The sequence below is a fragment of the Streptosporangium sp. OZ121 genome (genome assembly GCF_051918885.1).
Taxonomy (GTDB): domain Bacteria; phylum Actinomycetota; class Actinomycetes; order Streptosporangiales; family Streptosporangiaceae; genus Streptosporangium.
In genome coordinates this window covers 1-24,394 of the sequence record NZ_JBPXMC010000014.1, presented here as the reverse complement: position 1 = coordinate 24,394, position 24,394 = coordinate 1, and the positions used below count along the sequence as shown (strand labels likewise).

The window sequence follows — 24,394 nt, the reverse complement described above, 5'->3', positions numbered from 1 at the left end:
TCAGGGCTGGAAGCGGTACCCCATGCCGGGCTCGGTGAGCAGGTGGACCGGGCGGGCCGGGTCGCGTTCCAGTTTCTTGCGCATCTGGGCCATGTACTGGCGCAGGTAGTGGGTCTCCTTGAGGTAATTGGAACCCCAGACCTCCGTCAGCAGCCGCCGCTGGGTGATGAGCTTGCCGGGGTTGCGGACCAGGATCTCCAGCAGGTGCCACTCGGTGGGGGTCAGCCGTACGCCGCCGGAGACGGTCTTGCCGACCAGGTCCACGATCCGGTCGCCGACGCGGATCTGGGCGAGTTCCGCGTCGTGCAGCGTGCTGCGCCGGGAGACCGCCCGGATGCGGGCGAGGAGCTCGTCGATGCCGAACGGCTTGGTGACGTAGTCGTCGGCCCCGGCGTCCAGCGCGTCGACCTTGTCGGATCCTCCGGTACGGCCGGAGAGCACGATGATCGGGACGGTGGTCCAGCCGCGCAGGCCGTGGATGACGTCGATCCCGTCGAGGTCGGGCAGGCCGAGGTCGAGCACGACCAGGTCGGGGTGCCAGTCGGCGGCCTGCCGCAGGGCCCCGCCGCCGTCGGGGGCCACGGCCACGTCGTAGTGGCGCGCGGCGAGGTTGATGCGCAGGGCGCGCAGGAGCTGGGGCTCGTCGTCGACGACGAGGACGCGGGTCACGGCTGCTCCACCGAGGCGCGTGCCCGCGCGCGGGAGGAAACGGGAAGTGTCAGGATCATGGTGAGACCACCCCCTGGGGTCTCGTCCGGTAGCAGGGTGCCGGCCATCGCCTCGGCGAGCCCCCGGGAGAGCGCGAGGCCCAGGCCGACGCCGGTGTGGTTGTCGCGGTCGCCGAGCCGCTGGAAGGGCATGAAGACCCGGTCGTAGGCGTCGGGCGGGATGCCCGTGCCGCGGTCGACGACGCGGATCTCCACGTGGTCGCCGTACTCTCCGGCCATGACGAGGACCTTGCGGTCCTCGGGGCTGTAGCGGACGGCGTTGGACATGAGGTTGACCAGGATCCTTTCCAGCAGCGCCTGGTCGGCGACGACCTCGGGCAGCTCGGCGGGCAGGTCCACGTCGATCCGCCGGGACAGGTGGCCGAGGTCGTCGACGGCGCGCGGCACGATCTCCTCGAGCGCGGTCGGCTCCAGCCTCAGCCCGAGCACCCCCGCCTGCAGGCGGCTCATGTCGAGCAGGTTGGCCACCAGGCGGTCCAGCTTGATCAGGGACTCGTCGGCCGTGGCGAGCAACTCCTCCCTGTCCTGCGGCGACCAGTCGATGCCGGTGTTGCGCAGGCTCTCCACGGCCGCCCTGGCCGAGGCGAGCGGGGTGCGCAGGTCGTGGCTGACCGCGGCGAGCAGCGCGGTGCGCATCTTGTCGGCCTCGGCCAGCGGCCTGGCCCGCTCCGCCTCCGCCGCCAGCCGGTCCTGGCGCAGCGCCACCGCCGCCTCGGCGGCGAACGCCTCCAGCACCCGCCGGTCGGAGGCCTCCAGCAGCCTGCCCCGGATGGCCAGGACGAGCCGCTCGTCGATGGCCACGTCGGTCTCCGCGCCCCCCGGGCAGGTGCAGGGCGCCTCACCGGCGGTGGCCACGATCCGCCACGCCTCGGGATCGGACTGGTCGTCGAAACCCGGCTCGCCGGTGCGTTCCAGCAGGGTGACCGAGGCGAGCCCGAAGGTCTCCCGCAGCCGGGCGAGCAGCGAGGCGAGCGCGTGCTCGCCGCGGAGCACGTGCCCGGCCAGGGTGGAGAGGACCTCGGCGTCGGCGCGGGCGCGGGCCGCCTCCCGGGTACGGCGGGCGGCGACGTCCACGACCGCGCTCACCATGACGGCCACCAGCACGTAGACGCTCAGCGCGAACAGGTTCTCCGGGTCGGCGATGGTGAAGCGGTCGACCGGCGCGGTGAAGAAGTAGTTGAGCAGCAGGAAGCCGAGCACGGCGGCGGTGACGGCCGGCCACATGCCTCCGGCCAGGGCGACCACGACCACCATGAGCAGGAAGAGCAGGATGTCGCTCGGCAGGTTCACGTCGCCGCGGAAGGGATGCAGCGCCAGCGTCAGGAGCGGGAGCCCGAGGATCGCGAGGAGCCAGCCCGCCACCCGGCGGGTGCGGGTCAGCGCGGCCCGCGACGGGGCGCGGCCGCGCCCCCGCTTCACCTCGTCGTGGGTGATCATGTGGACGTCGATGGAGCCGGACCGCGCGGTCGTGGTCACCCCGACCCCCCGGGAGAGGATCTGCGCGAACCGGCCGCGCCGGGAGGCCCCCAGCACCAGCTGGGTGGCGTTGACGCCGCGCGCGAAGTCGAGCAGGGCGCCCGGGACGTCGTCGCCGACGACCTGGTGGTAGGTGCCGCCCATGTCCTCCACCAGCGTGCGCTGGCGGGCCGTGCTCGCCGGATCGGCCCCGGCCAGGCCGTCGGCGCGCGTGACGTGCACGGCCAGCAGGTCGGCTCCCTTGCTCCTGCCCGCGATCCTGGCGGCCCGCCGCACCAGCGTGTCGCCTTCCGGGCCGCCGGTCAGCGCGACCACGACGCGCTCGCGCGCCTCCCAGGTGCCGGCGATGCCGTGCTCGGCGCGGTAGCGGTCGAGCTGGGCGTCGACCTTGCCCGCCACCCACAGCAGCGCCAGCTCGCGCAGCGCGGTCAGGTTGCCGACCCTGAAGTAGTTCGACAGGGCCGCGTCGACCTTCTCCGGCGCGTACACGTTGCCGTGCGCCATCCGCCGCCGCAGCGCCTCCGGGGCCATGTCCACCAGCTCCACCTGGTCGGCGCGGCGCACCACCTCGTCGGGTACCGTCTCGCGCTGGGCCACCCCGGTGATCTCCTCGACCACGTCGTTGAGCGACTCCAGGTGCTGGATGTTGACGGTGGAGACGACGTCGATGCCCGCGTCGAGGATCTCCTCGATGTCCTGCCAGCGCTTGGCGTTGCGCGAGCCCGGCACGTTGGTGTGGGCGAGCTCGTCCACCAGGGCGACCTTGGGCCTCCTGGCGATGACGGCGTCCACGTCGAGCTCGGTGAACGCGCTCCCCCGGTGGACCATGCTCGCGCGCGGGACGACCTCCATGCCGTCGAGGAGTTCCGCGGTGCGAGGGCGGCCGTGGGTCTCGACGAGGGCCACGACGACGTCGGTGCCTCGTGCGAGACGGCGGCGGCCCTCGCAGAGCATCATGTACGTCTTGCCGACACCCGGCGCGGCTCCGAGATAGACGCGCAGCCGCCCTCGCCCCCCGTTCATCGGTCGAGGGCCAGGTTGAGTTCGAGGACGTTCACCGCCGGCTCCCCCATGAAGCCGAGGGGGCGGCCGGTGGTGTTCGCCGCGATCAGCCGCCGCACCGTCTCCACCGGCATGCCGCGCTCCCTGGCGACGCGGGCCGCCTGGAGGTCGGCGTACGCGACGGAGATGTGCGGGTCGAGGCCGGAGCCGCTCGCGGTGACCGCGTCGGCGGGCACCACGGCCCTGGCCGTGCCCCGGACCGGGACGGTGCGCCCGGCCGCGTAGTCCTCGCCGGGCCTGCCGCACTCGACCTTCACGCCGCGGTACTCGGCGACGAACGGGGTCGCGGGGCAGGCCTGGTTGACGCTGACGGCCCGGGTGGGGGCGCCGGCGGCGGGGAAGACCTTCAGCACGGCGCCGACCCCGTCGGGCGTGCAGTACGGCCGGGCGCCGCTCACCCCCTCCAGCTCCCCGACGGCCCTGGAGCGGGCGCAGACCTGAGTGAGCAGGCTCTGTCTCCCCCCAGCCCCCAAGACGTCCACGACGTCCTCGGGCCCGAGGTTGCTCGCGGAGGTGGAGAGCGTGTCGTAGCCGTCACCGGCCGCCGACGGCCGGCTCTGGAAGTAGCGGCCGACCGGCCTGCCGTCGGCGTCGGTGAAGCTCTGGCCGACGATCGCGCTGCCGACGTCCCTGCCGTCCTTCCGGACGAGGGAGCCGTCGGCGCCGCCGTCGAACACGGCCTGGGCGACGCCGGTGATCACCAGCGGGTAGAGGGCCCCGGTGACCAGGGTGAGGACGAGCAGCGCGCGGAGCGCGGCGAGATGCCGGCGGATCCAGCTGGGCAGGCGTTCCATTTAAGACATCCCCGGAAGGAACTGGATGAGAAGGTCGATCAGCTTGATGCCGACGAAGGGCACGACGATGCCGCCCAGACCGTAGACGTAGAGGTTGCGGCTGAGCAGTTTCGAGGCGCTGGAGGGGCGGTAACGCACGCCGCGCAGGGCGAGCGGGATCAGCGCCACGATGACGACCGCGTTGAAGACGACCGCGGACAGGATCGCCGACTGCGGGCTGGACAGGCGCATGACGTTCAGCGCGTCCAGGCCCGGGTAGACGGCCGCGAACATCGCGGGAATGATCGCGAAGTACTTGGCGACGTCGTTGGCGATCGAGAAGGTCGTCAGCGCGCCGCGGGTGATGAGCAGCTGCTTGCCGATCTCGACGATCTCGATGAGCTTGGTCGGGTTGGAGTCGAGGTCGACCATGTTGCCGGCCTCCTTGGCGGCCGAGGTGCCGGTGTTCATCGCCACCCCGACGTCGGCCTGGGCGAGCGCGGGCGCGTCGTTGGTGCCGTCGCCGGTCATCGCGACCAGCCTGCCGCCCTCCTGCTCCGACCTGATCAGGGCGAGCTTGTCCTCGGGCGTGGCCTCGGCGAGGAAGTCGTCCACGCCCGCCTCGTCGGCGATGGCCTTCGCCGTCAGCGGGTTGTCGCCCGTGATCATGACGGTGCGGATGCCCATCCTGCGCATCTCGTCGAAGCGCTCGCGCATGCCCTGCTTGACGACGTCCTTGAGGTGGACGACACCCAGGACGCGCGCCTTCCCTTCGACGAACTCCCCGACGACCAGCGGGGTGCCGCCTGAGCCGGAGACGGCGTCGACGATGCTCCCCACCTCGTCGGTGGGGTGGCCGCCGCGCTCGCGTACCCACTTCATCACCGCGGTGGCGGCGCCCTTGCGGACCTGGCGGCCGTCGAGGTCGACGCCGCTCATCCGGGTCTGCGCGGTGAACCCGATCCACTCGGCGTGCGCGAGCTCGCCGGGCTCGCGTTCCCTCAGGCCGTACGCCTGCTTGGCGTGGACCACGATGGAGCGGCCCTCGGGGGTCTCGTCGGCGAGGCTGGCCAGCTGCGCGGCCGCCGCCAGCTCGTCGGCGGAGACGCCGGGGGCGGTGAGGAACTCCGACGCCTGCCGGTTGCCCAGCGTGATGGTGCCGGTCTTGTCCAGCAGCAGGGTGTTGACGTCGCCCGCCGCCTCGACCGCGCGGCCGCTCATCGCGAGGACGTTGCGCTGGACGAGGCGGTCCATGCCCGCGATGCCGATCGCCGACAGCAGCGCCCCGATGGTGGTCGGGATGAGGCAGACCAGCAGCGCGACCAGCACGATGCCGGTGACGCCGTCCCCGGTCAGGGCGAGCGAGTCCGGTACGCCGGGGTTCTGGGCCTTGGCGTAGATCGCCAGCGGCTGCATGGTCGCGGTGGCGACCAGGAAGATGATCGTCAGAGCGGCCAGCAGGATGTTGAGGGCGATCTCGTTGGGCGTCTTCTGCCGGTCGGCGCCCTCGACCAGGGCGATCATCCGGTCGATGAAGCTCTCGCCGGGCCGCTGGGTGATCTCGACGACGATCCGGTCGCTCAGCACCTTGGTACCGCCGGTCACCGCCGACCTGTCGCCGCCCGACTCGCGGATGACCGGGGCGGACTCGCCGGTGATGGCCGACTCGTCCACCGAGGCGATGCCCTCGACCACGTCGCCGTCACCGGGGATGATCTCCCCGGCCTCCACGACGACGAGGTCGCCGCGCAGCAGTTCGGGGGCTCCGACGACGTCCCACTCGGCGGAGTCGCGCCCGCGCAGCCGCCGCGCCGTGGTGTCGCGCTTGGCGGCGCGCAAGGTCGCCGCCTGGGCCTTGCCGCGCCCCTCGGCGACGGCCTCGGCCAGGTTGGCGAAGATCACCGTCAGCCAGAGCCACACCACGGTGGCCCAGGCGAAGAACGACGGGGTGAGCACGGCGAGCACCGTGGTGAAGACCGCGCCGATCTCGACGATCAGCATCACCGGGTTGCGCCAGAGCGTGACCGGGTTGAGCTTCCTGACCGCCTCGGGCAGCGAGGTGACCAGCTGCCGGGGATCGAGGAGGCCGCCGCCCACCTTTCCGTCCCGCTTGCCGTCCTTGGAGGCGGGGGTACGGCCCGGCGCCTCGAGCGTCTGGGCGGGCATCACTGGATTCCTTCCGCGAGCGGGCCGAGCGCCAGGGCGGGCAGGAAGGTCAGCGCGACGAGGATCACCGTCACGCCGACGACCATGCCGACGAACTGCGGGCGGTGCGTGGGCAGCGTGCCCGCCGAGACGGGCACCGGCGCCTGCCTGGCCAGGGATCCGGCCAGGGCGAGAACGAAGACGATCGGCAGGAAGCGGCCGAAGGCCATGCACAGGCCGAGCGCCACGTCGTACCACGGCGTGTTGACGGTGATGCCGCCGAACGCGGAGCCGTTGTTGTTGGACGCGCTGGTGAAGGCGTACAGCACCTCGGAGAAGCCGTGCGGGCCGCTGTTGAGCATGCTCGCCCGCTGCTCGGCCGAGCCCATCGCCAGCGCCGTGCCGGTCAGCACGAGCAGCGGCGTGACCAGGAAGTACATCGCGGCGAACTTGATCTCGCGCGAGCCGATCCGCTTGCCCAGGTACTCGGGGGTGCGGCCGACCATGAGCCCGGCCACGAAGACCGTGATCACGGCGAGGACGAGCATGCCGTACAGGCCCGCGCCCGCGCCGCCGGGGGCGACCTCGCCGAGCATCATGTTGAACATCGTGAGCATGCCGCCGAGCGCGGTGAACGAGTCGTGGAAGGAGTTGACCGCCCCGGTGGAGGTGAGCGTGGTGGCGGCGGCGAAGGTGCCTGAGTTGGGCACGCCGAAGCGCACCTCCTTGCCCTCCATCGCCGCGCCGACAGCCTGCGGGACCGTGCCGCCGTGGGCGATCTCCAGCCCGGTCAGCAGCGCGACGCTCGCCAGCGCCAGGGTTCCCATGATCGCGACGATCGCGTAGCCCTGCCGGGTGTCGCCGACCATGCGGCCGAACGTGCGGGGCAGCGCGAACGGGATCAGGAAGATCGCGAAGATCTCGACCCAGTTGGTCCAGGCGGTGGCGTTCTCGAACGGATGGGCCGAGTTGGTGTTGTAGAACCCGCCGCCGTTGTTGCCCAGTTCCTTGATGATCTCCTGGCTGGCCACCGGGCCGCCGGTGATCGCCTGGGTGCCGCCGGTCAGGGTGGTCACCTCGTGCGGGGAGGCGAAGTTCTGGACCAGGCCGCCGGCCAGCAGCACGACCGCGCCGACGACGGCGAGCGGCAGCAGGACGCGGACGGTGCCGCGGACCAGGTCCACCCAGAAGTTGCCGAGTTCCTCGGTCCTCCTGCGGGCGAAGCCGCGGACCAGCGCGATCGCCACCGCCATGCCCACCGCGGCGGACACGAAGTTCTGCACCGCCAGGCCGGACATCTGCACCAGGTGGCCCATGGTCGACTCGCCCGAGTACGCCTGCCAGTTGGTGTTGGTGACGAAGCTGACGGCGGTGTTCCAGGCGACGTGGTCGGGCACCGGGGCGAGGCCCAGCGACAGGAACAGCCTGTCCTGCAGCCGCTGCAGCCCGTAGAGGAACAGAATGGAGATCGCCGAGAACGCCAGCAGGGCGCGGGCGTAGACGCCCCACCTCTGCTCGGCGTCCGGCTGGACACCGACGAGCCGGTAGATCACCCGCTCGACGGCGAGATGCCTGGTACCGGTGTAGACGCGGTACATGTAGTCGCCCAGCGGCCGGTGGACCAGCGCGAGGGCGACGACGAGGGATCCGATGAACAGGATCCCGGCCGTGGTCGAGGACATCAGGAGCGCTCCCTCATCAGAAACGCTCCGGGAAGAGCAGTGCCGCGACCATGAAGATCACCAGACCGGCGACCACCACCAGGCCGACGGCGTTGACGGCGCTCACAACCGTTCCACCGCCCTGACGACCAGCCCGAGGATCACGAAAACCGTGACCGTCAGGGCGACGAAGATGACGTCTGCCATCCCCACTCCTCGAATCCGGGGTTCACTCGCCACCGCCCGACGGGCGGGGCACACGTAAGGAAACCGCCGTTTTTCGCACTTACCGCGCGTCTTGACGGGTCCCATACGCCCCGGCCCCGAGGCTTGACGCCTCCCCTACGCGAGACCCGGACGACCCCGGACCGGATCCCGTACGGTCTCGCGGCAGCCGTACGGGATCCGGTCCGGGGCGCGAGCGGTTACGACGCCGGCGCGGCGGTGTCCGCCCGGCGCGGTTTCATGCAGCCCGGCTCGACCCGGTCGGCGAGGCGGCGCAGCGCCTCCGCGGTCAGCCGGCGCATCGCGGCGCCGCGCCGCCGCCGCGGGCGCTCGGGCACCACGGGCGCGTTCGGACGGGCGGACAGCACGTGACGTCTGGTCGCCTTGTCAGCCAAGATCATCGCGACTGGATCGAACATCGGACACTCCCTTCGGACGGGGTCGGCCGGGACCCGGACGACGAGTTCGGCGGGCAGAACGGCCAGGCACTACGCGAGGCCGGCCGGCGAGATCGCGCGGGAACCGGCCGGCCGGGCGCCGGCCCTCACCGCGACCGGCCGGGCCCCGGTCCTTGCTTCAACCGGCCGGGCGCCGCGCCCCTACTTCAACCGGTCCTGCAGGGCGGCCAGCGGACCGTCCCAGTCGCGGGCGAGCACGGCGAGGAACTGCTGGGCCACCTTCATCGGCGCGGAGTCCACCCGGTAGCGGACCCGGCGCCGCTCCCCCGGCTCGGCCACCACCAGCCCCGCCTCGGCCAGCAGGGCGAGATGCTTGGCGATGGCCTGCCGGGTGATCGGCAGCTGGGCGGCCAGATCCGTCGCGGTGGCCGGCCCCCCGGCCGCGAGCGCGGCGAGGATCCCCCGCCGGCTCGGATCGGCCAGGGCGGTGAAGACCTCCTGCGCCACCGCCTCCAGGTCAGCCATGTCCGTCGAGGTACGCGACCAGCTCGCCCAGCTCGTTCGTCCAGCCCTTGGTGTTGCCCGAGTAGGCCGCCTCGTGGGCTTCGGCGTCCGGCAGCTGCGCGAACCCGCTCTCGACCATGGTCAGCGTGGTGCCGGCGCCGGCGGGCTCCAGCGTGAACTCCACGTAGGTGCGTCGCGGATCGCCGTCGGGAAGGCCGGCGACCGGCCAGGTGTAGCCGAAGACGCGCGGCGGCTCGAGGCGCTCGATGGTGAGGGTGGCGGTGTCGCCGCTGTCCCAGACGAGCTTGGCCTCGCCGCCGACGCGCAGGTCGACCTCGGCGCGGTTCCCGAACCAGGTGCCCAGGCCCTCGGCGGTGGTCAGCGCCGCCCAGACCCGCTCCGGCGAGTGAGCCAGCTGGACCGTGCGCTCGATGCGATCGGGGAATGTCATGTCCGCCTCCATGTAGCAACTAGTTGGTTGCTACTGAATATATGGCAATCAACTGGTTGCGTCAACGGGGCTGTTCTTGACCGCTCGAATTCGTGAGACTGCCAGGTATGAGATCAGCGCCTTCCCAGCTCAGCGACCGGATGCGTGGGAGATTCCCTAAGCCGGCAGCGCGGGTTCGACTCCCGTCACCCGCTCCGGCGCTCGCCGGCACTCACCAGCAACGGACATCCCAGCCTCCGCCGTCGTGACCGTTGTCCTGGATCTCGACGATGATCCGCTGACGACCACCGTCTTCCAACGGGGAAGGCTGTGACCGAGACAGCGTCCACACGTTGATCTCAAACGGCCTGTTCCCCTCAACAGGTTCGATCTTCGCTGCCTGGTAGTGCTTCAGCACCTCCTCTGCCGATCTGTATGTGTGGAGATCGAAACGGACCCGATAGCCGCACGTGTCCTTGTGGCCACCACCGGGCATCACCACGCCCTGCCTCTCGTAATCGCCGAAGTCGCTCCCCGGCGGGAGGGGATGGCTCAGAATCCGGTCCGCGAGACCATCAAGAAGATGATTGTGAAACCACGCGGGCGCCATGATGAGCGCGTAAAGCAGAAGGATCGGCGTGAACACGATCACCATACGGCGAACCCACCGCCGTCGCCGACTCGGCGATGGACGACGGGTCTCATCGTGCAACTCTTCTGGCGAGGTAGCTGACACGGCCACCATCCTCCTGTGAACACGAGCACTGGTCTGCTGTCGCCTGCGTACCGGCCGGCGGAATCGGCGCGGGAGGATCGTTTCCGGAAAGCGTTCAAGATTAATTCAACGCGGTTTTTCAGGCTCATGCGGGCCGCGCCCTAAATGCTTTGCCCGCGGATGGCGCGTGCTGGGATGCTCGACCGGGCCGGCAGGGAGAGGAAACCGCGAAAATGGCCGTCACCGCATCCGACAAGCCGTCCGAGTCCGGGCCGGAGGTCCGCACGGCGGCCGGCGTCCTGCGCGGCGGCCGGGAGGCGGGCCTGGCGGTCTTCCGCGGCATCCCGTTCGCCGAGCCGCCGGTCGGCCCCCTCCGTTTCGCCGCGCCGCAGCCGGTGCGCGGCTGGGACGGTGTGCGCCCGGCGGTCGCGTACGGCCCGCCGCCCCCGCAGTCCGGCGTGCTCGGGGTGTCCCGGGACACCGCCGGCGACGACTGGCTGACGCTCAACGTCTGGACACCGGAACCGGATCCGGCGGCAGGGCTCCCGGTGATGGTGTGGATCCCCGGCGGCGGTTACGCCATGGGCGACTCCAGCCTCCCGGAATACGACGCCGGGCACCTGGCCGGGAGCGGAGCCGTGGTCGTGACCCTCAACTACCGTCTCGGTGTCGAGGGGTTCGCGCAGATCGGCGGAGCCCCGGCCAACCGGGGGCTGCTCGACCAGGTCGCGGCCCTGCGGTGGGTGCGGGACAACATCCGGGTGTTCGGCGGCGATCCGGACCGGGTCACGATCTTCGGCCAGTCGGCGGGTGGCGGATCGGTCGCCGCGCTGCTCGCCATGCCGCGAGCCGCCGGGCTCTTCCACCGGGCGGTCGCGCAGAGCGTGCCGGGGACGTTCTTCTCCCCCGAGCTGGCCGCCGACATCGCCGCCGCCTGCGCCGCCGAGCTGGGGGTACGGCCCACGGTGTCCGGCCTGTCGGCGGTGGCCCCGGACCGGCTGCCCGCCGCGGGCGACGCGATCTTCGCCAAGACGGTCCAGTGGCGGGAGCGCTGGGGGCAGATCACACACCGGCCGATCCCGTTCGCACCGGTTGTCGACGGTGACGTCCTGCCGGCGACCCCCTGGCAGGCGCTGGCCGACGGCGCCGCCCGGGACGTCGGGCTTCTCGTCGGGCACACTCGTGACGAGCACCGGTTGTTCAGCCTGATCGACGGCGTGCTCGGCCAGGTCACGCACGAGCAGGCCGAGGCCGCTCTGCACATGCTCGCCCCCGGCCCGGACGGTGCACGCCGGTACCGCCAGGCGTTCCCGGTCGCGGCCGACGAGGAGCTGTACGAGCTGGTCAACGCCGACTGGTTGTTCCGCATGCCGAGCCTCCACCTCGCCGACGCGCAGATCGCCGGCGGCGGCCGGGCCCACCTCTACGAGCTGACCTGGCCCGCCCCGGGATTGGGCGGTGCCCTCGGCGCCTGCCACGGCCTGGACGTGCCGCTCGTCTTCGGCAACCTGAGCGGCGGACAGCCCGCCATGCTGATCGGCGACCCGCCCTCCCCGGCGGCGGAGGAGCTGTCCGCGCGGATCCGCGGGGCGTGGACGGCGTTCGCCGCCCACGGTGACCCGGGCTGGCCCCCGTACGACACCCGCCACCGCCTCGCACAGCTCTTCGACACGCCGTCGACGGTGGCCGCCTACCCGGAAGAGGCCTCGCGGCTGCTGTGGCAGGACCACGCCTTCCCGGCGCTCCCGCTGCTCGCGCGGTGAATGTGGAGCGGTGTGGGCGATTCGCCCACACCGCCGGAGAAATCCACCTTGGCGAATACTCTCATTTCGGATGATTGCCATTTACGACATGAATGCCGTCTGAAGCGGCACGCTACCGAAAACCGCTCGTGGAGTCGCGTCACCTCGATGATCATCTGACCGGGACGCGCCTCACCCGGCGGGCGCCGGGGTGATCTGGAACAGGGCGGCCTTCCACTCGCCGTCGCGGCGGGTCAGCACGGTGGTGGCGAAGATTCTCATGGTCTGCTTGTCCGTGCCGTTGACGAGCACGTCGATCTCCACGGTGGCGGTGTGGGTCGCGCCGCCGTCGTTCAGCACGGTCACCCGATGGTCGCTCAGGTCCGTGCGCGTGTACGGGTTGCGGTTCTCGGCGAACCCCTTCAGGATCGCCTCCCGGTCGTCCACGATCCCCCACTGCGACACGCTCAGCGGCGCCTCGGTGAGGAAGCGGTCGTAGAACTCCGCGTCGCCGTTCCTGTTGGCCTCCCAGGCCCGCTCGGACAGTTCGATCAGCTCACGCTCGGCCTGCTCACGCCCAGGGCTCATCGTCGCGCTCCCTCTCGTTGACACTGGTTTAACCGGTGTCAAGTGTTACACTCGGTCCATGACCCTGGCAACCGGTATGGAGCTCACCCCGCTCGACGGGCAGCGCTTCAGGTTCGACGCCGGCACGCTGTGCCTGGAGCTTCTCGTCACCGGAGGCGAGGGGGAGCTCTCGAAATGGGAGCGGCTCCACACGCCCGGCGACCTCGCCGCCTGGATCCCGCACTCCAGGGCGGGGCTCGGAAACCTCGTCCAGGTCTCCCCCGGTGACCTCGCCGCCGCCCTCCGCCTGCGTGCCGCCGTCCAGCGGCTCGCCGTGACCGCCGCCACGGGCTCGCGCGCCTTCTCCGAGGCCGATCTCGCCACGCTGAACGAGGCCGCCGCCGCGCCGCCGCCCGTCCCGGTCATCGGCACCGCCCTGGATCGCGGCTGGGCCTCCCCCGTGACCGGGGCGCAGTTCCTCTCCGCGGTGGCCCGCGACGCCATCGAGGTGTTCGGCGGCCCTGCCCTCGACCGGATCAGGATGTGCGGGGGTGAGCGCTGCTACCTGCTCTTCCTCGACACCTCCCGCCCCGGGGCGCGGCGCTGGTGCTCGATGGACCGCTGCGGCAACCGCCACAAGCTCCGCACCCGCCGCGACCGCCACCCGACGGGCTGACGACGCCCCCCTTTCAAGGAAGTGTGATGACCTCACAGTCAGCAGGACGTTTCGGCCTGGTCGGCAGCGGGTGGCGTTCGGAGTTCTTCGTGCGCCTGGCCAGGCAGTTGCCCGGGCGGTTGTCGGTGGCCGGCGTGGTGACCAGGTCGCGGGAGCGCGGCGCCGAGGTCGAGGCCGCCTGGGGCGTGCCGGCGTTCCGCTCCGTCGGGGAGATGCTCGCCGCCGGACGTCCCGAGTTCGTCATTCCCTCGGTGCCGTGGCCGGTCACCCCGGAGGTGACGAAGGAACTGGTGGGGTTCGGCGTGCCGGTGCTGGCGGAGACGCCCCCGGCGGCCGACCTGGACGGGCTGCGCGACCTGTGGTCGGCCGTCGGATCCAGCGGCCTGGTGCAGGTCGCCGAGCAGTACTCGTACATGCCGGGACACGCGGCGAGGCTCGCGCTCGTCCGCGAGGGGATCATCGGGCAGGTGACCTCCGCGCAGATCTCCTCGACGCACCTGTACCACGCCGTTTCCCTGATCCGGCACCTGCTCGGGGCCGGTTTCGGGGAGACCACGGTGACGGCGCGCTCGTTCACCGCCCCGCTGGCCGACCCGCTGTCCAGGGACGGCTGGACGGGTGACTCCACGCCGAAGGAGGCGGCCACCACGATCGCCACCCTGGAGTTCGCCGAGGGGATGGGGCTCTACGACTTCACCGACAACCAGTGGTGGAACCCGCTGCGCGCCCGGCGCGTCGTCGTCCGGGGATCGCTGGGAGAGATCGTGGACGACAGCGTGGTGCGCCTGGCCGACCCCAGGACCCCGGTGGAGTCGCGGCTCATCCGGCGCCAGACCGGGATCGACCTGAACCTGGAGGGCCGCGAACTGGACCACATCAGCTTCGACGGGCGCGTGGTCTACCGCAACGACCATCGGGGCGCGCACTTCTCCGAGGACGATCTGGCCGTCGTCTCGCTCCTGTGCCGGATGACGTCCTGGTGCCGGGGTGAGGCCCCGGAGCCCTACTCCCTGGCCGACGGCTGCCAGGACCACCTGATCGGCCTGGCGATCGAGGAGTCCCTGCGCACCGGCGCCGATGTGACCACCGGCCGCGAGGCCTGGGCGCGGTAGCCCTCGCCGGCCTCGCGGACACGGCCCGGCGGCCCGGTCGCGGCCCCGCCGCGCCCGCGGGTGTAATCTTCACCGGTCACCCGATTGGCCCGGCCGGCGTGGTCGCGCCCGCCAGGAGACCTCCGGCCCGCCGACACCCGCCGAGGCGGGACGACGGACTCCACCACCGATCCGAGCGGAGGCGAGAAGCGAATGGACGACCAGTCTCTCGAGGACGACCGGCACAGCGCCGATCCGACCCTCGCCCGCCTTCGCGATCTTCGCGACAGCATCGACAACATCGACGCGGCACTGGTCCACCTCCTCGCGGAGCGCTTCAAGTGCACCAGACAGGTGGGTGAGCTGAAAGCCGCCCACCGGCTCCCCCCGGCCGATCCCGTGAGGGAGGCGGCGCAGATCGAACGGCTCCAGGCGCTCGCCGCGCAGGCGAAGCTCGATCCGGAGTTCGCCAGGAAGTTCCTGCGCTTCATCATCGAAGAGGTGATCCGTCACCACGAGCTGGCCGCCCGCGCCTGACGGGTGCGCCGCCCGCGCGCCGCCGCCCCGGAAGCCGTCCCAGAGCCGCGGCCCCAAAGCCCCGGCCCCAGAGCCGCGGTCCGGGAACAGCCGTCTCGGAGAGGCCCCCACCCCCGCCGGGGTCTCGCCGGAAGAGGTCAGTGACCGGCGCTCTGGCCACCGTCGACGTGCAGGATCTCGCCCGTCACGAACGGCGCGTTCTCCAGGTAGACCACGGCGTCGACGACGTCGGGGATCTCGCCCAGGCGGCCGACCGGGTGCAGGGTGGCCAGGGCCTCGTGCGTCTCCGGCGCGTGCATCGGGGTCCGGATGACGCCCGGCGACACCGCGTTGACCCGCAGGCCGCGGCCGGCGTACTCGACCGCGAGCGACTTCGTGGCCGACTGCAGGCCGCCCTTGGTGAGCGAGGCGAGCACCGACGGCACGCTGGAGTTGGCGTGGTCGACCAGGCTGGTGGTGATGCTGACGATGTGGCCGCCTCCGTGGGCCAGCAGGTGCGGGACGGCCCGCCGGGTGACCTGGAAGAACGCGGTCAGGTTCACGCCGAGGTAGATCGCGAGGTCGTCGTCGGTGTAGTCGGTGAACGGCTTGGCGATGAAGATCCCGGCGTTGTTGACCACGGTGTCGAGGCGACCGAACTTCCCGATCGCGGCGTCGACGAGCTTCTCCGCGGTGCCGGGGTCGGCGATGTCGCCCCGGACGGCGAGGATCTCCGGGTCCTCGGGCTGCGCGATGAAGCGCGACGTCGCGACGACGGCGTAACCCAGCCGGCGGTACGCGGCGACCAGGCCGGCGCCGATGCCCTGGGAGGCCCCGGTGATGATCGCGACCTTCTGCTCCTGCGTGTTCATATGATGACTCCTTACTAGCCGACTGGTCTACTATTTCAATGTAGACGACCGGTCTAGTATTCGTCAAAACCTGGGGGCGGCGGACGCCCGGCCCCGGAACCGGGCCTCCGCGGGCGCGCCGGCTACCGATCGAGGACGCGCGAGACGTGGTACTGCCGGATGCGCCACGCGTCTCCGTCGCGCACCAGGACCAGGGAGAGGTTCACCGGCACCTCGTCCTCACCGTCGGCACGGAACGAGACGGCGGCGAAGCCGCCCGCCACCTCCTCCCCGAGCGCGTAGGTGTGCAGGATCCTCACGTCGGCCGTGCGGCCGGGCGGGACGGCCGCGTAGTAGGCGCGCACGGCCTCCCTGCCGGACGCCGGTTCCGGGAGGAAGCCCAAGAACAGCGCGTCGTCGGTGAACAGCTCGGCCATCGCGTCCGGCCGGTGACCGTCGAACGCGGCCTTCCATCGCTCCAGGATCACAGGCATCGGATGACTCATGATTACCCTCCGTTTATAGACGACCGGTCTAGTGGAAAACATAGACGACCGGTCGTACACTTGTCATATGGGACGGACCAGTGACGCCAGGGAAAAGATCCTCACCACCGCGCGGCGGCTGGTCGAGCTGAACGGGTATTCCGCACTCGGGGTGGCGGAGATCTGCAAGGCCGCCGGCGTCCCCAAGGGCAGCTTCTACTACTTCTTCGAGTCCAAGGAAGCTCTGGTCCTGGCTGTCATCGACGAGGAGTGGAACGAGGAGCGCGACAGCTGGAAGGTGATCCTCGACGGCGACGGCGCCCCCCTGGAGCGGCTGCGCCGGCTGTTCGACGCGACCGCGGCCGAGCAGCGCGCGGGGAAGCAGTCGTGCGGCACCGTCTCCGGCTGCATGTTCGGCAACCTCACGCTGGAGCTGAGCAACCGGACCGAGCCGATCCGCGCCCGCCTGCAGGAGGTCTTCGACGCCCAGGTCGACATGGTGCGGACCGTCGTCGAGGAGGCGCGCGAGCGCGGCGAGGTCACCGTGGCCGACAGCGCCGCGGCCGCCCGGGCCGTGGTCGCGCAGCTCGAGGGCCAGGTGCTCTTCGCGAAGCTGTACAACGACACCCAGGGCCTCGACACCATGTGGGTCAACTGCCTGGCCCTGCTGGGCGCCCGCCTGCCGGAGGGGGCGACCGCCGCCTAGGACGGCGCCCTCGGCACGGGCAGGCCGGCGACCGGGATGCGCGGCCGCGCGCCGTCGGGAGTGTTCTCCCGCCCGGGAGCCCGGACGCGGCCGGCCCCGCGTGCGGGAGAACGTGCGACCCGTCCGGAAGGCGTGCGAGGAGAAGGTGGAGAGCGCCGCCCGCCCGGGGGGTGAAAGGCACAGGCGGGCGGCGCCGTTGAAAAGCCGCTCAGCGCAGGGACAGCTGGAGCAGCAGGTCCTTCACCTCGGTGGCCGCGATCTGGTCGCTGGCCACGGACGGGTCGGAGCACAGCAGCACCGGCCCGTCGAGGGGGTTGTCGGGCAGGCGGCCGTGCGAGCCCCGGATGGCGCGGGCGCCCGCGTCGAGGCCGACGACGTTCATCGTGTAGCGCATGCCGGTCTTCTTGCGCAACAACGCCACGGCGGCCCTGCGCTTGGCGGCGCCGGGGGCGGCGGGGTCGAAGAACAGCTCGGCGGGGTCGTAGCCGGGCTTGCGGTGGATCTCGACCAGGTTGGCGAAGTCGGGACGCCGGGCGTCGTCGAGCCAGTAGTAGTAGGTGAACCAGGCGTCCGGCTCGGCGACGAGGACCAGCTCCCCTGAGCGGGAGTGCGCCAGCCCGTTCCTGGCCTTGCCCTCCTCGTCGAGCACCTCGGCGACCCCGGGCAGGCCCGCGCAGAGCTTGGCGACGGCCGGGATGTCGGCGGGGTCGGCGACGTAGACGTGGGCCACCTGGTGGTCGGCGACGGCGAACGCGCGGGAGGTCCAGGGGTCGAGATACTCCATGCCGTCCTGGGTGTAGACCTCCAGCAGCCCCTCGGTCCGCAGCAGCCGGTTGACGTCGACCGGGCGGGAGACGTCGGTGATCCCGTACTCCGACAGGGCCACCACGGTGGTCCCGCGCGCGGCGGCGGCGTCCAGCAGGGGGGCCAGCACGGTGTCGAGCTCGGAGGCGGCGGCGGCCGAGCGCGGGTCGGACGGGCCGAACCTCTGCAGGTCGTAGTCCAGGTGCGGCACGTACGCCAGGGTGAGATCCGGGTCGTGGTCCTTCATGATCTGCTCGGTGGCGCGGCAGATCCAGGTGGACGAGGCGATTCCCGCGCCCGGGCCCCAGTAGGTGAACAGCGGGAAGGCGCCCAGCTTGCCGGTGAGCTCGTCGTGCAGCTCCGGCGGGTAGGTGTAGCAGTCGGGGTCCTTGCGCCCGTCGGCGCGGTAGATGGGCCGGGGGGTGACCGTCCAGTCGACGTCGGCGCCCATCGCGTACCACCAGCACACGTTGGCCACGGTGAAGCCGGGCCGCTCGCGCCGGGCGGCGTGCCACAGCTTGTCCCCGCCGACCAGCGCGTTGTGCTGGCGCCACAGGAGGACCTCGCCGAGCTCGCGGAAGTACCAGCCGTTGCCGACGACGCCGTGCTCGGTGGGCGCGACGCCGGTGAGGAAGGTCGACTGGGCCGAGCAGGTGACGGCGGGCAGCACGGTGCCGAGCTCGGCCTGGAAACCGCCGTCGGCGACGGCGCGCAGCCTGGGCATGTGCGCCAGCAGTCTCGGGGTGAGTCCCACCACGTCGAGGACCAGCAACGATGTCATGCTTTCACTCCCAGATCGCGCATCTCGGCGCGGGCGAAGTCCAGCTCGTCGGCGATGCCCGCGGCGAGCTGTTCGGGGGTCTGCGGGCGCAGCGCGGGTGGCAGCACGCCCCAGGTGTAGGTCTCCACGTCGAAGTGGTCGCAGAGCGGCTCGGGGCCGCCGACCAGCTCCGCGAGGGCCTCGCGGAGCACCGGCACGGTGGTGCCGAGCGGCGCCTGCGGTGCGACGTGCAGCGGTACGTGGTAGTGAACCCGCCACGGTCCCGGCAGCTTCCGCTCGAACGCCTCGTCGAGGTCGTCGGCGTCGTCGCCGGCCGCGTTGCGGGTCTGGTGCAGGAAGCGCGGCTCGACGTACTCGCGCAGGGTCTCCGGGTCGTCGCTCTCCAGGGCCGCGGAGACCTGCACCTTGACGACGGGCAGGCCCGCCTCGGCGTACTGGCGCAGCGCGTCGGCGGGCCGCTCCCAGGCGCACGCCAGGTGGGCGAGGTCCAGGCAGACGCCGAGCCGGTCGGTGTCGACGCCGGACAGGGCGCGTACGGCCTGCCCGGTGGTCTCCACCACGCAGCCGGGCTCGGGTTCGAACGCCACCCTGATGACGCGGCCGGTGGCGGACTCGACGGCGCCGAGCCCGGTGGCGAGCTCGTCGAGCCTGCTCATGGCGAGGCCGGCCATGTCCTCGTCCCAGGGGTCGCGCCAGGCGAGCGGGAGCGTGGAGATCGACCCCCTGGCGGCGTCGTCCGGCAGGAGGGCGGCCAGGATGTTCGCCAGGTCGAGGGTGTAGGTGAGCCGTTCGGAGGTGGTCCAGTCGGGGTGGTAGACCGCGTGCTTGACCACCGGGTCCTGGAACGAGCGGTAGGGGAAGCCGTTGAGCGTCACGACCTCCAGCTCCCGCGCGTCCAGCTCGCGGCGGAACCCGGCCAGCAGCGCGGGGTCGGCGGCGAGCGCGGCGGCGACGGGCGCGGCCAGCCAGAGCCCGAGCCCGAGCGTCTCGGCGCCGAGGCGGGCGCGGACCGGCACCGCGTACGTGTCGAGCTGCTCGACGATGCCGTCGAGGTCCTCGGCCGGGTGCACGTTGGTGCAGTAGCTGAGGTGCAACGTCCGTCCGCCGGGGTGACGCAGCCGCATCAAGACCCTCCGCGCTTGATGGAACTGCCCTCGAACGTGGCCTCCCGCGCCCCGGCGACCTCGGACAGGTCCAGGCGTCCCGACTGGCCGTAGAACTCCACGGGGTTGCGCCAGAGCACCCGGTCGACGTCGTCCTCGCTGAACCCGGCCTCCAGCATCGCCCTGCCGGTCTCCAGGGTGAGCAGCGGGTCGGACACGCCCCAGTCGGCGGCGGAGTTGACCAGCACCCGCTCCAGGCCGTGCTCGCGCAGGATCTCCACCATGCGGGGCGGCGACATCTTGGTCTCGGGGTAGATGGAGAAGCCCATCCAGCAGCCCGAGTCGTGCACGATGCCCGCGGTGACCTCGTTGAGGTGGTCGACGGCGACCCGTCCGGGCGCGATGCCGGACGAGGCGACGACGTCGAGGGTGCGCTGGGTGCCCCTGGCCTTGTCGCGGTGCGGGGTGTGCACGAGCGCGGGCAGCTCGTGGTCGACGGCCATCGCGAGCTGCCGTTCGAAGGCGTCGTCCTCGGCGGGGGTCATCGAGTCGTAGCCGATCTCGCCCACCGCGACGACGCGGTCCTTCTCCAGGTAGCGCGGGAGCAGGTCGAGCACGGGCCGGCAGCGCGGGTCCCCGGCCTCCTTGGGGTTCAGCGCGATGGTGGCGTGGTGCAGGATGCCGAACTGCCCCGCGCGGTACGGCTCCCAGCCGATCAGCGAGTCGAAGTAGTCGGTGAACGAGCCGGGGTTGGTGCGCGGCTGGCCCAGCCAGAAGGCGGGTTCCACGACGGCGAGCACCCCGGCGGCGGCCATCCTCGCGTAGTCGTCGGTGGTGCGCGACGTCATGTGGATGTGCGGGTCGAAGATCCGCATCAGGCCTCCTTCTCGCTGGTCGGACGGTCGGACTTCTCGCTGGTCAGGCGGTCGAGCAGTGCGGTCGCGTCGTCGGGGGTGTGGCGCCCGGCCGCGGTTCGCTCCTCGGCGAACGCGGCCAGCATCCCGGCCAGTTCGGCGTCGGCCCGCTCCTCCAGCCGGTCCACGGCGGCGAGCGGCACGCCCATGAACACGCACTTGAGCACCGCCTGCCGCCACATGGTCTGGTCGAGGTGGCGGGCGTAGGGGCCGAGGGCGGCGGCCACCAGGCGGGTGTCGTTGGTGCGGATCGCGTCGTGCAGGAGCGGTACCGCCTCCGCGCCGAGGGGCAGCAGCGGCAGGGCCTTGAGCACGGCGCGCTTCTCGTCGGCGTCGCCGTACCGGTAGAGGTCGGCGACCTGCCCGGCCACCGCGTCCGGCGGGAGCGCGGCGAGCAGGACGGCCCTCGCCGCCTCGTCGGCGGTCCAGCCGGGTGCGTCCGGCAGCGGTGCCCGTCCGGCGCGCCGTCCCGCGGAGGCGAAGTGCCGCGTGACGCTCTCGGGCTTGGCGGCGACGCTTTCGCGCGCGCCGGCGAGCCACTCCTGGTCGAGCGCCTTCAGCAGGCCGTCCGTCTGGATGCTCGGTCGTGGGGTCATGCGTTCGTCCCTTCTGCGGCGGCCGCACGCAGGAAGTCCAGGGATCGGGCGGCCACCTGCGGCGCGGCGTGCGAGTGGCGGGGCAGCTCGACCGCGACGAGGCCCCGGTAGCCGCAGCCGGTCAGGGCGCGCAGCACGGGAGGGAAGTCGATCTCCCCCTCGCCGAACTCCAGGTGCTCGTGCACGCCGCGGCGCATGTCGTCGATCTGCACGTTGACCAGGTGTTCGGCGACGGCCCTGACGCAGTCGGGGACCGGGTCGGGTTCGAGGCAGCGGCAGTGGCCGATGTCCAGCGTGATGCCGAACCCCGGCGGCTCGCCGAGCTCGGCGTGGAGCTTGCGCCATCCGGCGATCGTCTCGACGAGCATGCCGGGTTCGGGTTCGAAGCCCAGCGGCACGCCGGCGGCGCCGGCCGTCTCGGCGAGCCGGGCGCAGCCGTCGACGAGCCTGGCCCAGGCCGTGGCCTCGTCGACCGCCTCCGGACGCACTCCCGCCCAGAACGACACCGCCTCGGCTCCCAGGTCGGCGCCTATGGCGACCGCCCGGTTCAGGAAGTCCAGGCGCGTCTCGCGCTCGTCGTGCAGCAGCGTGGGGGCGTGCTTGTGCCACGGGTCCAGCAGGTAGCGGGCCCCGGTCTCGACGACCACGCCGAGCCCGAGGTCGCGCAGCAGGTCGGCCGTGGCCGCGACCCTGCCCGCCAGCCCTTCCTGGTACGGGTCCAGGTGGTCGTGGTCGAGCGTGAGGGCGACGCCCTGGTAGCCGAGGTCGGCGATGACCCGGAGCGCGTCGGCGAGCCGGTGGTTGGCGAACCCGTTGGTGCCGTAGCCGAACCTCGGCCCGGTGCCCGCGCCGGTACCGGTGCTGATGCCGGTGCTGCCGGAGCTCACGTGGGGGACACCTTCCTCGCGAGGGCCCGCCCGAGCGGGACGGCCGCCGCGACCGCGATGCCCTCGCGGGTGGCGCCGCTGCGGGCGACGAGCGCGCCCTGCAGGGCGGGCAGCGCGACGATGCCGGTGCCGACGGCGGCCCGCAGCCGGGAGGCCGACGGCTCGGCGACCGCCTGGGCCTGGGACAGGCCGAACCTGGCGGCGTACCAGCCGGTGAGGCCCGCCTGCACGGCCCGCACCACCTGCGCCGCGCGTGCGGTCTGCGGCTGCGACGACGCCTCGCCGCGCCCCAGGGCGGTGGCCACGGCGAGCGCGACGGTACCGGCCAGGGTCGCCACCGGGAGGCTCCGGTCGGAGCCGGACACCTCGGCGCGCGACAGCGCGGTGAGCAGGTAGGTGTGGGCCGCGACGGTGAACGCCGAGGGCAGCGCCTCCGCGACGCTCCGCCCCGGGGTGGCGCCCAGCAGCACGTCGAGCCCCCGGCACAGCGCCATCGCCAGGGGGCCCGCCGCGGTGTTCTTGGCCACCAGGTCGTACGACCAGACGGCGGCGGCGAGCGGGACGGCGACCGCGAGGGCCCGGCGACCGCCGGAGAGCCCGGCCGCCGCGAGACCCGCGGCGGTGAGCCCGGCGGCCACCCCGAGCGCCGCGCCGGGCGACACGCGGCCGGACGGGATCGGCCGCTCCGGGCGTTCCACCGCGTCCAGGTGGCGGTCGGCCCAGTCGTTGGCGGCCATCCCCGCCCAGTACAGGCAGACCGAGGAGCAGGCCAGGCCGAGGGTCCTGCCGCCGAGCACCTGCCCGGCGGCGGCCCCGGCGACGACGTCACCGGGTACGGACAGGGCGGCGGGGGCGCGCACGAGCTCCACGAGGTCGCGCAGCGACGGCATCAGACCGGCTCCTCTCCGCCGAGGGTGCCGGCGAACTCCCGGAGCACCCGCCACTGGTCGGCCAGCGCGTGCGGCACCACACCGAGCGGGTCCTTGAAGAAGAAGGCCAGCTCGCTCAGCGGGCCGGTGCGGCCGGAGCGGTGCGCCGCCGCCGTGAGCCTCGCCAGGTCCAGGACCAGGGGCGCGGCGAGGGCGGAGTCGCAGCCGTGCCAGGTGAACTCCATGCGCATGGGCGTACCCAGGAACCCCTCGAAGGTGACAAGGTCCCAAGCGGTCTTGAAGTCGCCTATGTCCTCCACGTACTCGATGCGGGTCTCGCCCTGCGGGGTGTAGCCGAGCGTCTCGCCCAGCACCCGCTGTTTGCTGGCGGCCTTGGCGGCGTTGGCGGCGGGGTCGGCGAGGTTGGCGCCGTCTCCCCCGCCGAGGAGGTTCATCCCCGACCAGGTGCGGACCCGCAGGTTGCGCTGGGCGAACATCGGGGCGAGCACCGACTTGACGAGCGTCTCGCCGGTCTTGCCGTCGTGGCCTCCGTACGGCAGCCCCAGCAGGCCGGCGAGCCGGTCCAGGGCGGGCAGCCTGGCGCCCGTCGACGGGGTGAAGTCCACGTAGGGGCAGCCCGCGCGGAAGGCGGCGTACGCCGTCAGGGCGCTGGGCGGCAGCAGGTCCCCGGAGACCGCCAGCTCGGCCTCCAGCAGCTCCAGGTCGGCGTGGGCCGGATGGGGCTCGGGTGCCGGCTCGGTGGTCGAGACGTTGATGACGACGACCCGTTCCAGGCCGTGCCGCAGCCGGAACTCGGTGATGTCGGCGCTGATCAGCTCCGCTGTCGCGGCCTGGTTCTCGGCGAGCGGCACCTGCCTCAGGTTCTCCTCGACGCGGGCGAGCTCGTCGCGCAGGGCCTCGACCAGCCGGGCCGGTACGATCCCGGCTCCGGCCAGCGCGGCCGCCTTCTTCTCCAGCGGGGTCGGCACGATGTCGTGCCCGCCGAACACCAGGTCTCCCAGACCTGGCAGCCCGGCGCCGCCGAACTCGGGGAGTTCCGTGACGCAGCCCGTCGGCTGGGCGAGACCGGCGCGCACCGCGAGCGCCCCGATCACACTCGTGACGGCGACGGACCCTCGTGCTCCTACCAGCCACACTCCCGTACGCATCTGGCCTCCTATGGTGAGTCGACTCCTGGGGGATGACGGTTTTCATCCGCCCGGCCGAGGCCGGACGGTGCCGAGGACATCACCATTTCGGCCATCCGGTCGGAGGGGATGTCACGGCGGGCATACGTGGTCGTTAAAACGAAGGAGACGACCCCGCGGCGGGTCGAGCCGGGAGGTCCGACCCGCTTGTGCAAGGAATCGTACGTTGTGCGGATATTACGGATATATGTCTCAGGGCTATATTTTTCCGTCACAGCAGCTCAACTTAAGAAAATTCTGTCAGCGAGCTCAGTCAGGAATCCCGGGCCGGGACTTTCGGCCCGGGAGGTTCGCCCTGAGGGGGTCGGTTCGGGTTTCAGGCCGGGTTGCCGCGCGGGTTTCAGCCGGGAAGTTCGGCTGGTCTCCGCCGGGGTTCCGGCCTGGGGTTCGGTCCGAGGATCTGAGGGTTCAGTCCGAGGAGAAGGCGGCGTCGAAGGCGGTGGCGGGCGGGGTGATGGCGTTGAGCTTGCGGATCACGGCC

At 72.0% G+C, this 24,394-nt stretch carries 25 protein-coding genes; 5 read left to right on the top strand and 20 right to left on the bottom strand.

Features of this window, described 5'->3' with window-relative positions; translation table 11 throughout:
* The 10 genes from ACTOQ1_RS23870 to ACTOQ1_RS23825 form a co-directional block, all read right to left on the bottom strand.
* Entirely contained in the window at positions 1–669 is a 669-nt protein-coding gene (locus ACTOQ1_RS23870; RefSeq protein WP_440070241.1) for a response regulator, read from the bottom strand.
* The gene (locus ACTOQ1_RS23865; protein ID WP_440070240.1) at positions 666–3,227 is read right to left on the bottom strand and encodes a DUF4118 domain-containing protein; all 2,562 of its coding nucleotides are present in this window, start codon (positions 3,225–3,227) and stop codon (positions 666–668) included. The genes ACTOQ1_RS23870 and ACTOQ1_RS23865 overlap by 4 nt, the downstream gene beginning before the upstream one ends.
* Complete coding sequence (locus ACTOQ1_RS23860) at positions 3,224–4,060, bottom strand: potassium-transporting ATPase subunit C (protein ID WP_440070239.1); 837 nt, start codon at positions 4,058–4,060, stop codon at positions 3,224–3,226. Before ACTOQ1_RS23860 ends, ACTOQ1_RS23865 begins: the two co-directional genes overlap by 4 nt.
* Complete coding sequence (gene kdpB, locus ACTOQ1_RS23855; RefSeq protein ID WP_440070238.1) at positions 4,061–6,205, bottom strand: potassium-transporting ATPase subunit KdpB; 2,145 nt, start codon at positions 6,203–6,205, stop codon at positions 4,061–4,063.
* On the bottom strand, positions 6,205–7,866 hold the full coding sequence (gene kdpA, locus ACTOQ1_RS23850; protein ID WP_440070237.1) for a potassium-transporting ATPase subunit KdpA: 1,662 nt from the start codon (positions 7,864–7,866) through the stop codon (positions 6,205–6,207). The genes kdpB and kdpA overlap by 1 nt, the downstream gene beginning before the upstream one ends.
* Positions 7,867–7,882: 16 nt before the next feature.
* Positions 7,883–7,972 carry a K(+)-transporting ATPase subunit F gene (gene kdpF, locus ACTOQ1_RS23845; RefSeq protein ID WP_344745511.1) on the bottom strand — a complete coding sequence of 30 codons (90 nt, stop codon included), beginning with the start codon at positions 7,970–7,972 and terminating at the stop codon, positions 7,883–7,885.
* Positions 7,973–8,270: 298 nt separating this feature from the next.
* Positions 8,271–8,489 carry a hypothetical protein gene (locus ACTOQ1_RS23840; protein ID WP_440070236.1) on the bottom strand — a complete coding sequence of 73 codons (219 nt, stop codon included), beginning with the start codon at positions 8,487–8,489 and terminating at the stop codon, positions 8,271–8,273.
* A gap of 180 nt (positions 8,490–8,669) precedes the next feature.
* Positions 8,670–8,993 (bottom strand): ArsR/SmtB family transcription factor, encoded by a 324-nt coding sequence (locus ACTOQ1_RS23835; RefSeq protein ID WP_440070235.1) that lies wholly within the window; start codon positions 8,991–8,993, stop codon positions 8,670–8,672.
* Positions 8,986–9,423: an SRPBCC domain-containing protein gene (locus ACTOQ1_RS23830; protein WP_440070234.1), complete on the bottom strand. Its 438-nt coding sequence runs from the start codon at positions 9,421–9,423 to the stop codon at positions 8,986–8,988. The genes ACTOQ1_RS23835 and ACTOQ1_RS23830 overlap by 8 nt, the downstream gene beginning before the upstream one ends.
* Before the next feature lie 211 nt (positions 9,424–9,634).
* Positions 9,635–10,057 (bottom strand): hypothetical protein, encoded by a 423-nt coding sequence (locus ACTOQ1_RS23825; protein WP_440070233.1) that lies wholly within the window; start codon positions 10,055–10,057, stop codon positions 9,635–9,637.
* A gap of 293 nt (positions 10,058–10,350) precedes the next feature.
* On the opposite strand from ACTOQ1_RS23825, the gene ACTOQ1_RS23820 reads away from it, so the two are divergent.
* Positions 10,351–11,880 (top strand): carboxylesterase/lipase family protein, encoded by a 1,530-nt coding sequence (locus tag ACTOQ1_RS23820; RefSeq protein ID WP_440070232.1) that lies wholly within the window; start codon positions 10,351–10,353, stop codon positions 11,878–11,880.
* Between the two features lie 171 nt (positions 11,881–12,051).
* Here ACTOQ1_RS23820 and ACTOQ1_RS23815 read toward each other — a convergent pair whose 3' ends face one another.
* Positions 12,052–12,447, bottom strand: coding sequence for a nuclear transport factor 2 family protein (locus tag ACTOQ1_RS23815; protein ID WP_440070231.1), 396 nt, complete (start codon positions 12,445–12,447; stop codon positions 12,052–12,054).
* 58 nt (positions 12,448–12,505) lie between these two features.
* On the opposite strand from ACTOQ1_RS23815, the gene ACTOQ1_RS23810 reads away from it, so the two are divergent.
* From ACTOQ1_RS23810 to ACTOQ1_RS23800, 3 genes are all read left to right on the top strand, one after another.
* Positions 12,506–13,102, top strand: coding sequence for a CGNR zinc finger domain-containing protein (locus tag ACTOQ1_RS23810; protein ID WP_440070230.1), 597 nt, complete (start codon positions 12,506–12,508; stop codon positions 13,100–13,102).
* Positions 13,103–13,128: 26 nt separating this feature from the next.
* Positions 13,129–14,214 carry a Gfo/Idh/MocA family protein gene (locus tag ACTOQ1_RS23805; RefSeq protein WP_440070229.1) on the top strand — a complete coding sequence of 362 codons (1,086 nt, stop codon included), beginning with the start codon at positions 13,129–13,131 and terminating at the stop codon, positions 14,212–14,214.
* A 192-nt stretch (positions 14,215–14,406) separates the two neighbouring features.
* Positions 14,407–14,730 (top strand): chorismate mutase, encoded by a 324-nt coding sequence (locus ACTOQ1_RS23800; RefSeq protein WP_440070228.1) that lies wholly within the window; start codon positions 14,407–14,409, stop codon positions 14,728–14,730.
* 137 nt (positions 14,731–14,867) lie between these two features.
* Here the strand turns inward: ACTOQ1_RS23800 and ACTOQ1_RS23795 are convergent, their stop codons facing one another.
* Positions 14,868–15,581: an SDR family NAD(P)-dependent oxidoreductase gene (locus ACTOQ1_RS23795; RefSeq protein WP_440070227.1), complete on the bottom strand. Its 714-nt coding sequence runs from the start codon at positions 15,579–15,581 to the stop codon at positions 14,868–14,870.
* A gap of 122 nt (positions 15,582–15,703) precedes the next feature.
* Positions 15,704–16,066 (bottom strand): SgcJ/EcaC family oxidoreductase, encoded by a 363-nt coding sequence (locus tag ACTOQ1_RS23790; protein WP_440070226.1) that lies wholly within the window; start codon positions 16,064–16,066, stop codon positions 15,704–15,706.
* A gap of 67 nt (positions 16,067–16,133) precedes the next feature.
* Between ACTOQ1_RS23790 and ACTOQ1_RS23785 the strand changes: the two genes are divergently transcribed.
* A complete protein-coding gene (locus ACTOQ1_RS23785) occupies positions 16,134–16,751 on the top strand; it encodes a TetR/AcrR family transcriptional regulator (RefSeq protein WP_440070225.1) in 618 nt (205 codons plus the stop codon).
* A 208-nt stretch (positions 16,752–16,959) separates the two neighbouring features.
* Here the strand turns inward: ACTOQ1_RS23785 and ACTOQ1_RS23780 are convergent, their stop codons facing one another.
* From ACTOQ1_RS23780 to ACTOQ1_RS23750, 7 genes are read right to left on the bottom strand one after another with little or no spacing between them, the layout of a single operon-like run.
* The gene (locus ACTOQ1_RS23780; protein WP_440070224.1) at positions 16,960–18,336 is read right to left on the bottom strand and encodes a nucleotide pyrophosphatase/phosphodiesterase family protein; all 1,377 of its coding nucleotides are present in this window, start codon (positions 18,334–18,336) and stop codon (positions 16,960–16,962) included.
* Entirely contained in the window at positions 18,333–19,460 is a 1,128-nt protein-coding gene (gene eboE / locus ACTOQ1_RS23775; protein WP_440070223.1) for a metabolite traffic protein EboE, read from the bottom strand. Before eboE ends, ACTOQ1_RS23780 begins: the two co-directional genes overlap by 4 nt.
* A complete protein-coding gene (locus ACTOQ1_RS23770) occupies positions 19,460–20,314 on the bottom strand; it encodes a TatD family hydrolase (RefSeq protein WP_440070222.1) in 855 nt (284 codons plus the stop codon). Before ACTOQ1_RS23770 ends, eboE begins: the two co-directional genes overlap by 1 nt.
* Positions 20,314–20,949 carry an EboA domain-containing protein gene (locus ACTOQ1_RS23765; protein ID WP_440070221.1) on the bottom strand — a complete coding sequence of 212 codons (636 nt, stop codon included), beginning with the start codon at positions 20,947–20,949 and terminating at the stop codon, positions 20,314–20,316. The genes ACTOQ1_RS23770 and ACTOQ1_RS23765 overlap by 1 nt, the downstream gene beginning before the upstream one ends.
* Positions 20,946–21,836: a sugar phosphate isomerase/epimerase family protein gene (locus ACTOQ1_RS23760; protein WP_440070220.1), complete on the bottom strand. Its 891-nt coding sequence runs from the start codon at positions 21,834–21,836 to the stop codon at positions 20,946–20,948. Before ACTOQ1_RS23760 ends, ACTOQ1_RS23765 begins: the two co-directional genes overlap by 4 nt.
* Positions 21,833–22,726: an SCO3242 family prenyltransferase gene (locus tag ACTOQ1_RS23755; protein ID WP_440070219.1), complete on the bottom strand. Its 894-nt coding sequence runs from the start codon at positions 22,724–22,726 to the stop codon at positions 21,833–21,835. The genes ACTOQ1_RS23760 and ACTOQ1_RS23755 overlap by 4 nt, the downstream gene beginning before the upstream one ends.
* Positions 22,726–23,874, bottom strand: a complete 1,149-nt coding sequence (locus ACTOQ1_RS23750; protein WP_440070218.1) for an inositol-3-phosphate synthase — start codon at positions 23,872–23,874, stop codon at positions 22,726–22,728. Before ACTOQ1_RS23750 ends, ACTOQ1_RS23755 begins: the two co-directional genes overlap by 1 nt.
* Positions 23,875–24,394 lie beyond the last annotated feature (520 nt).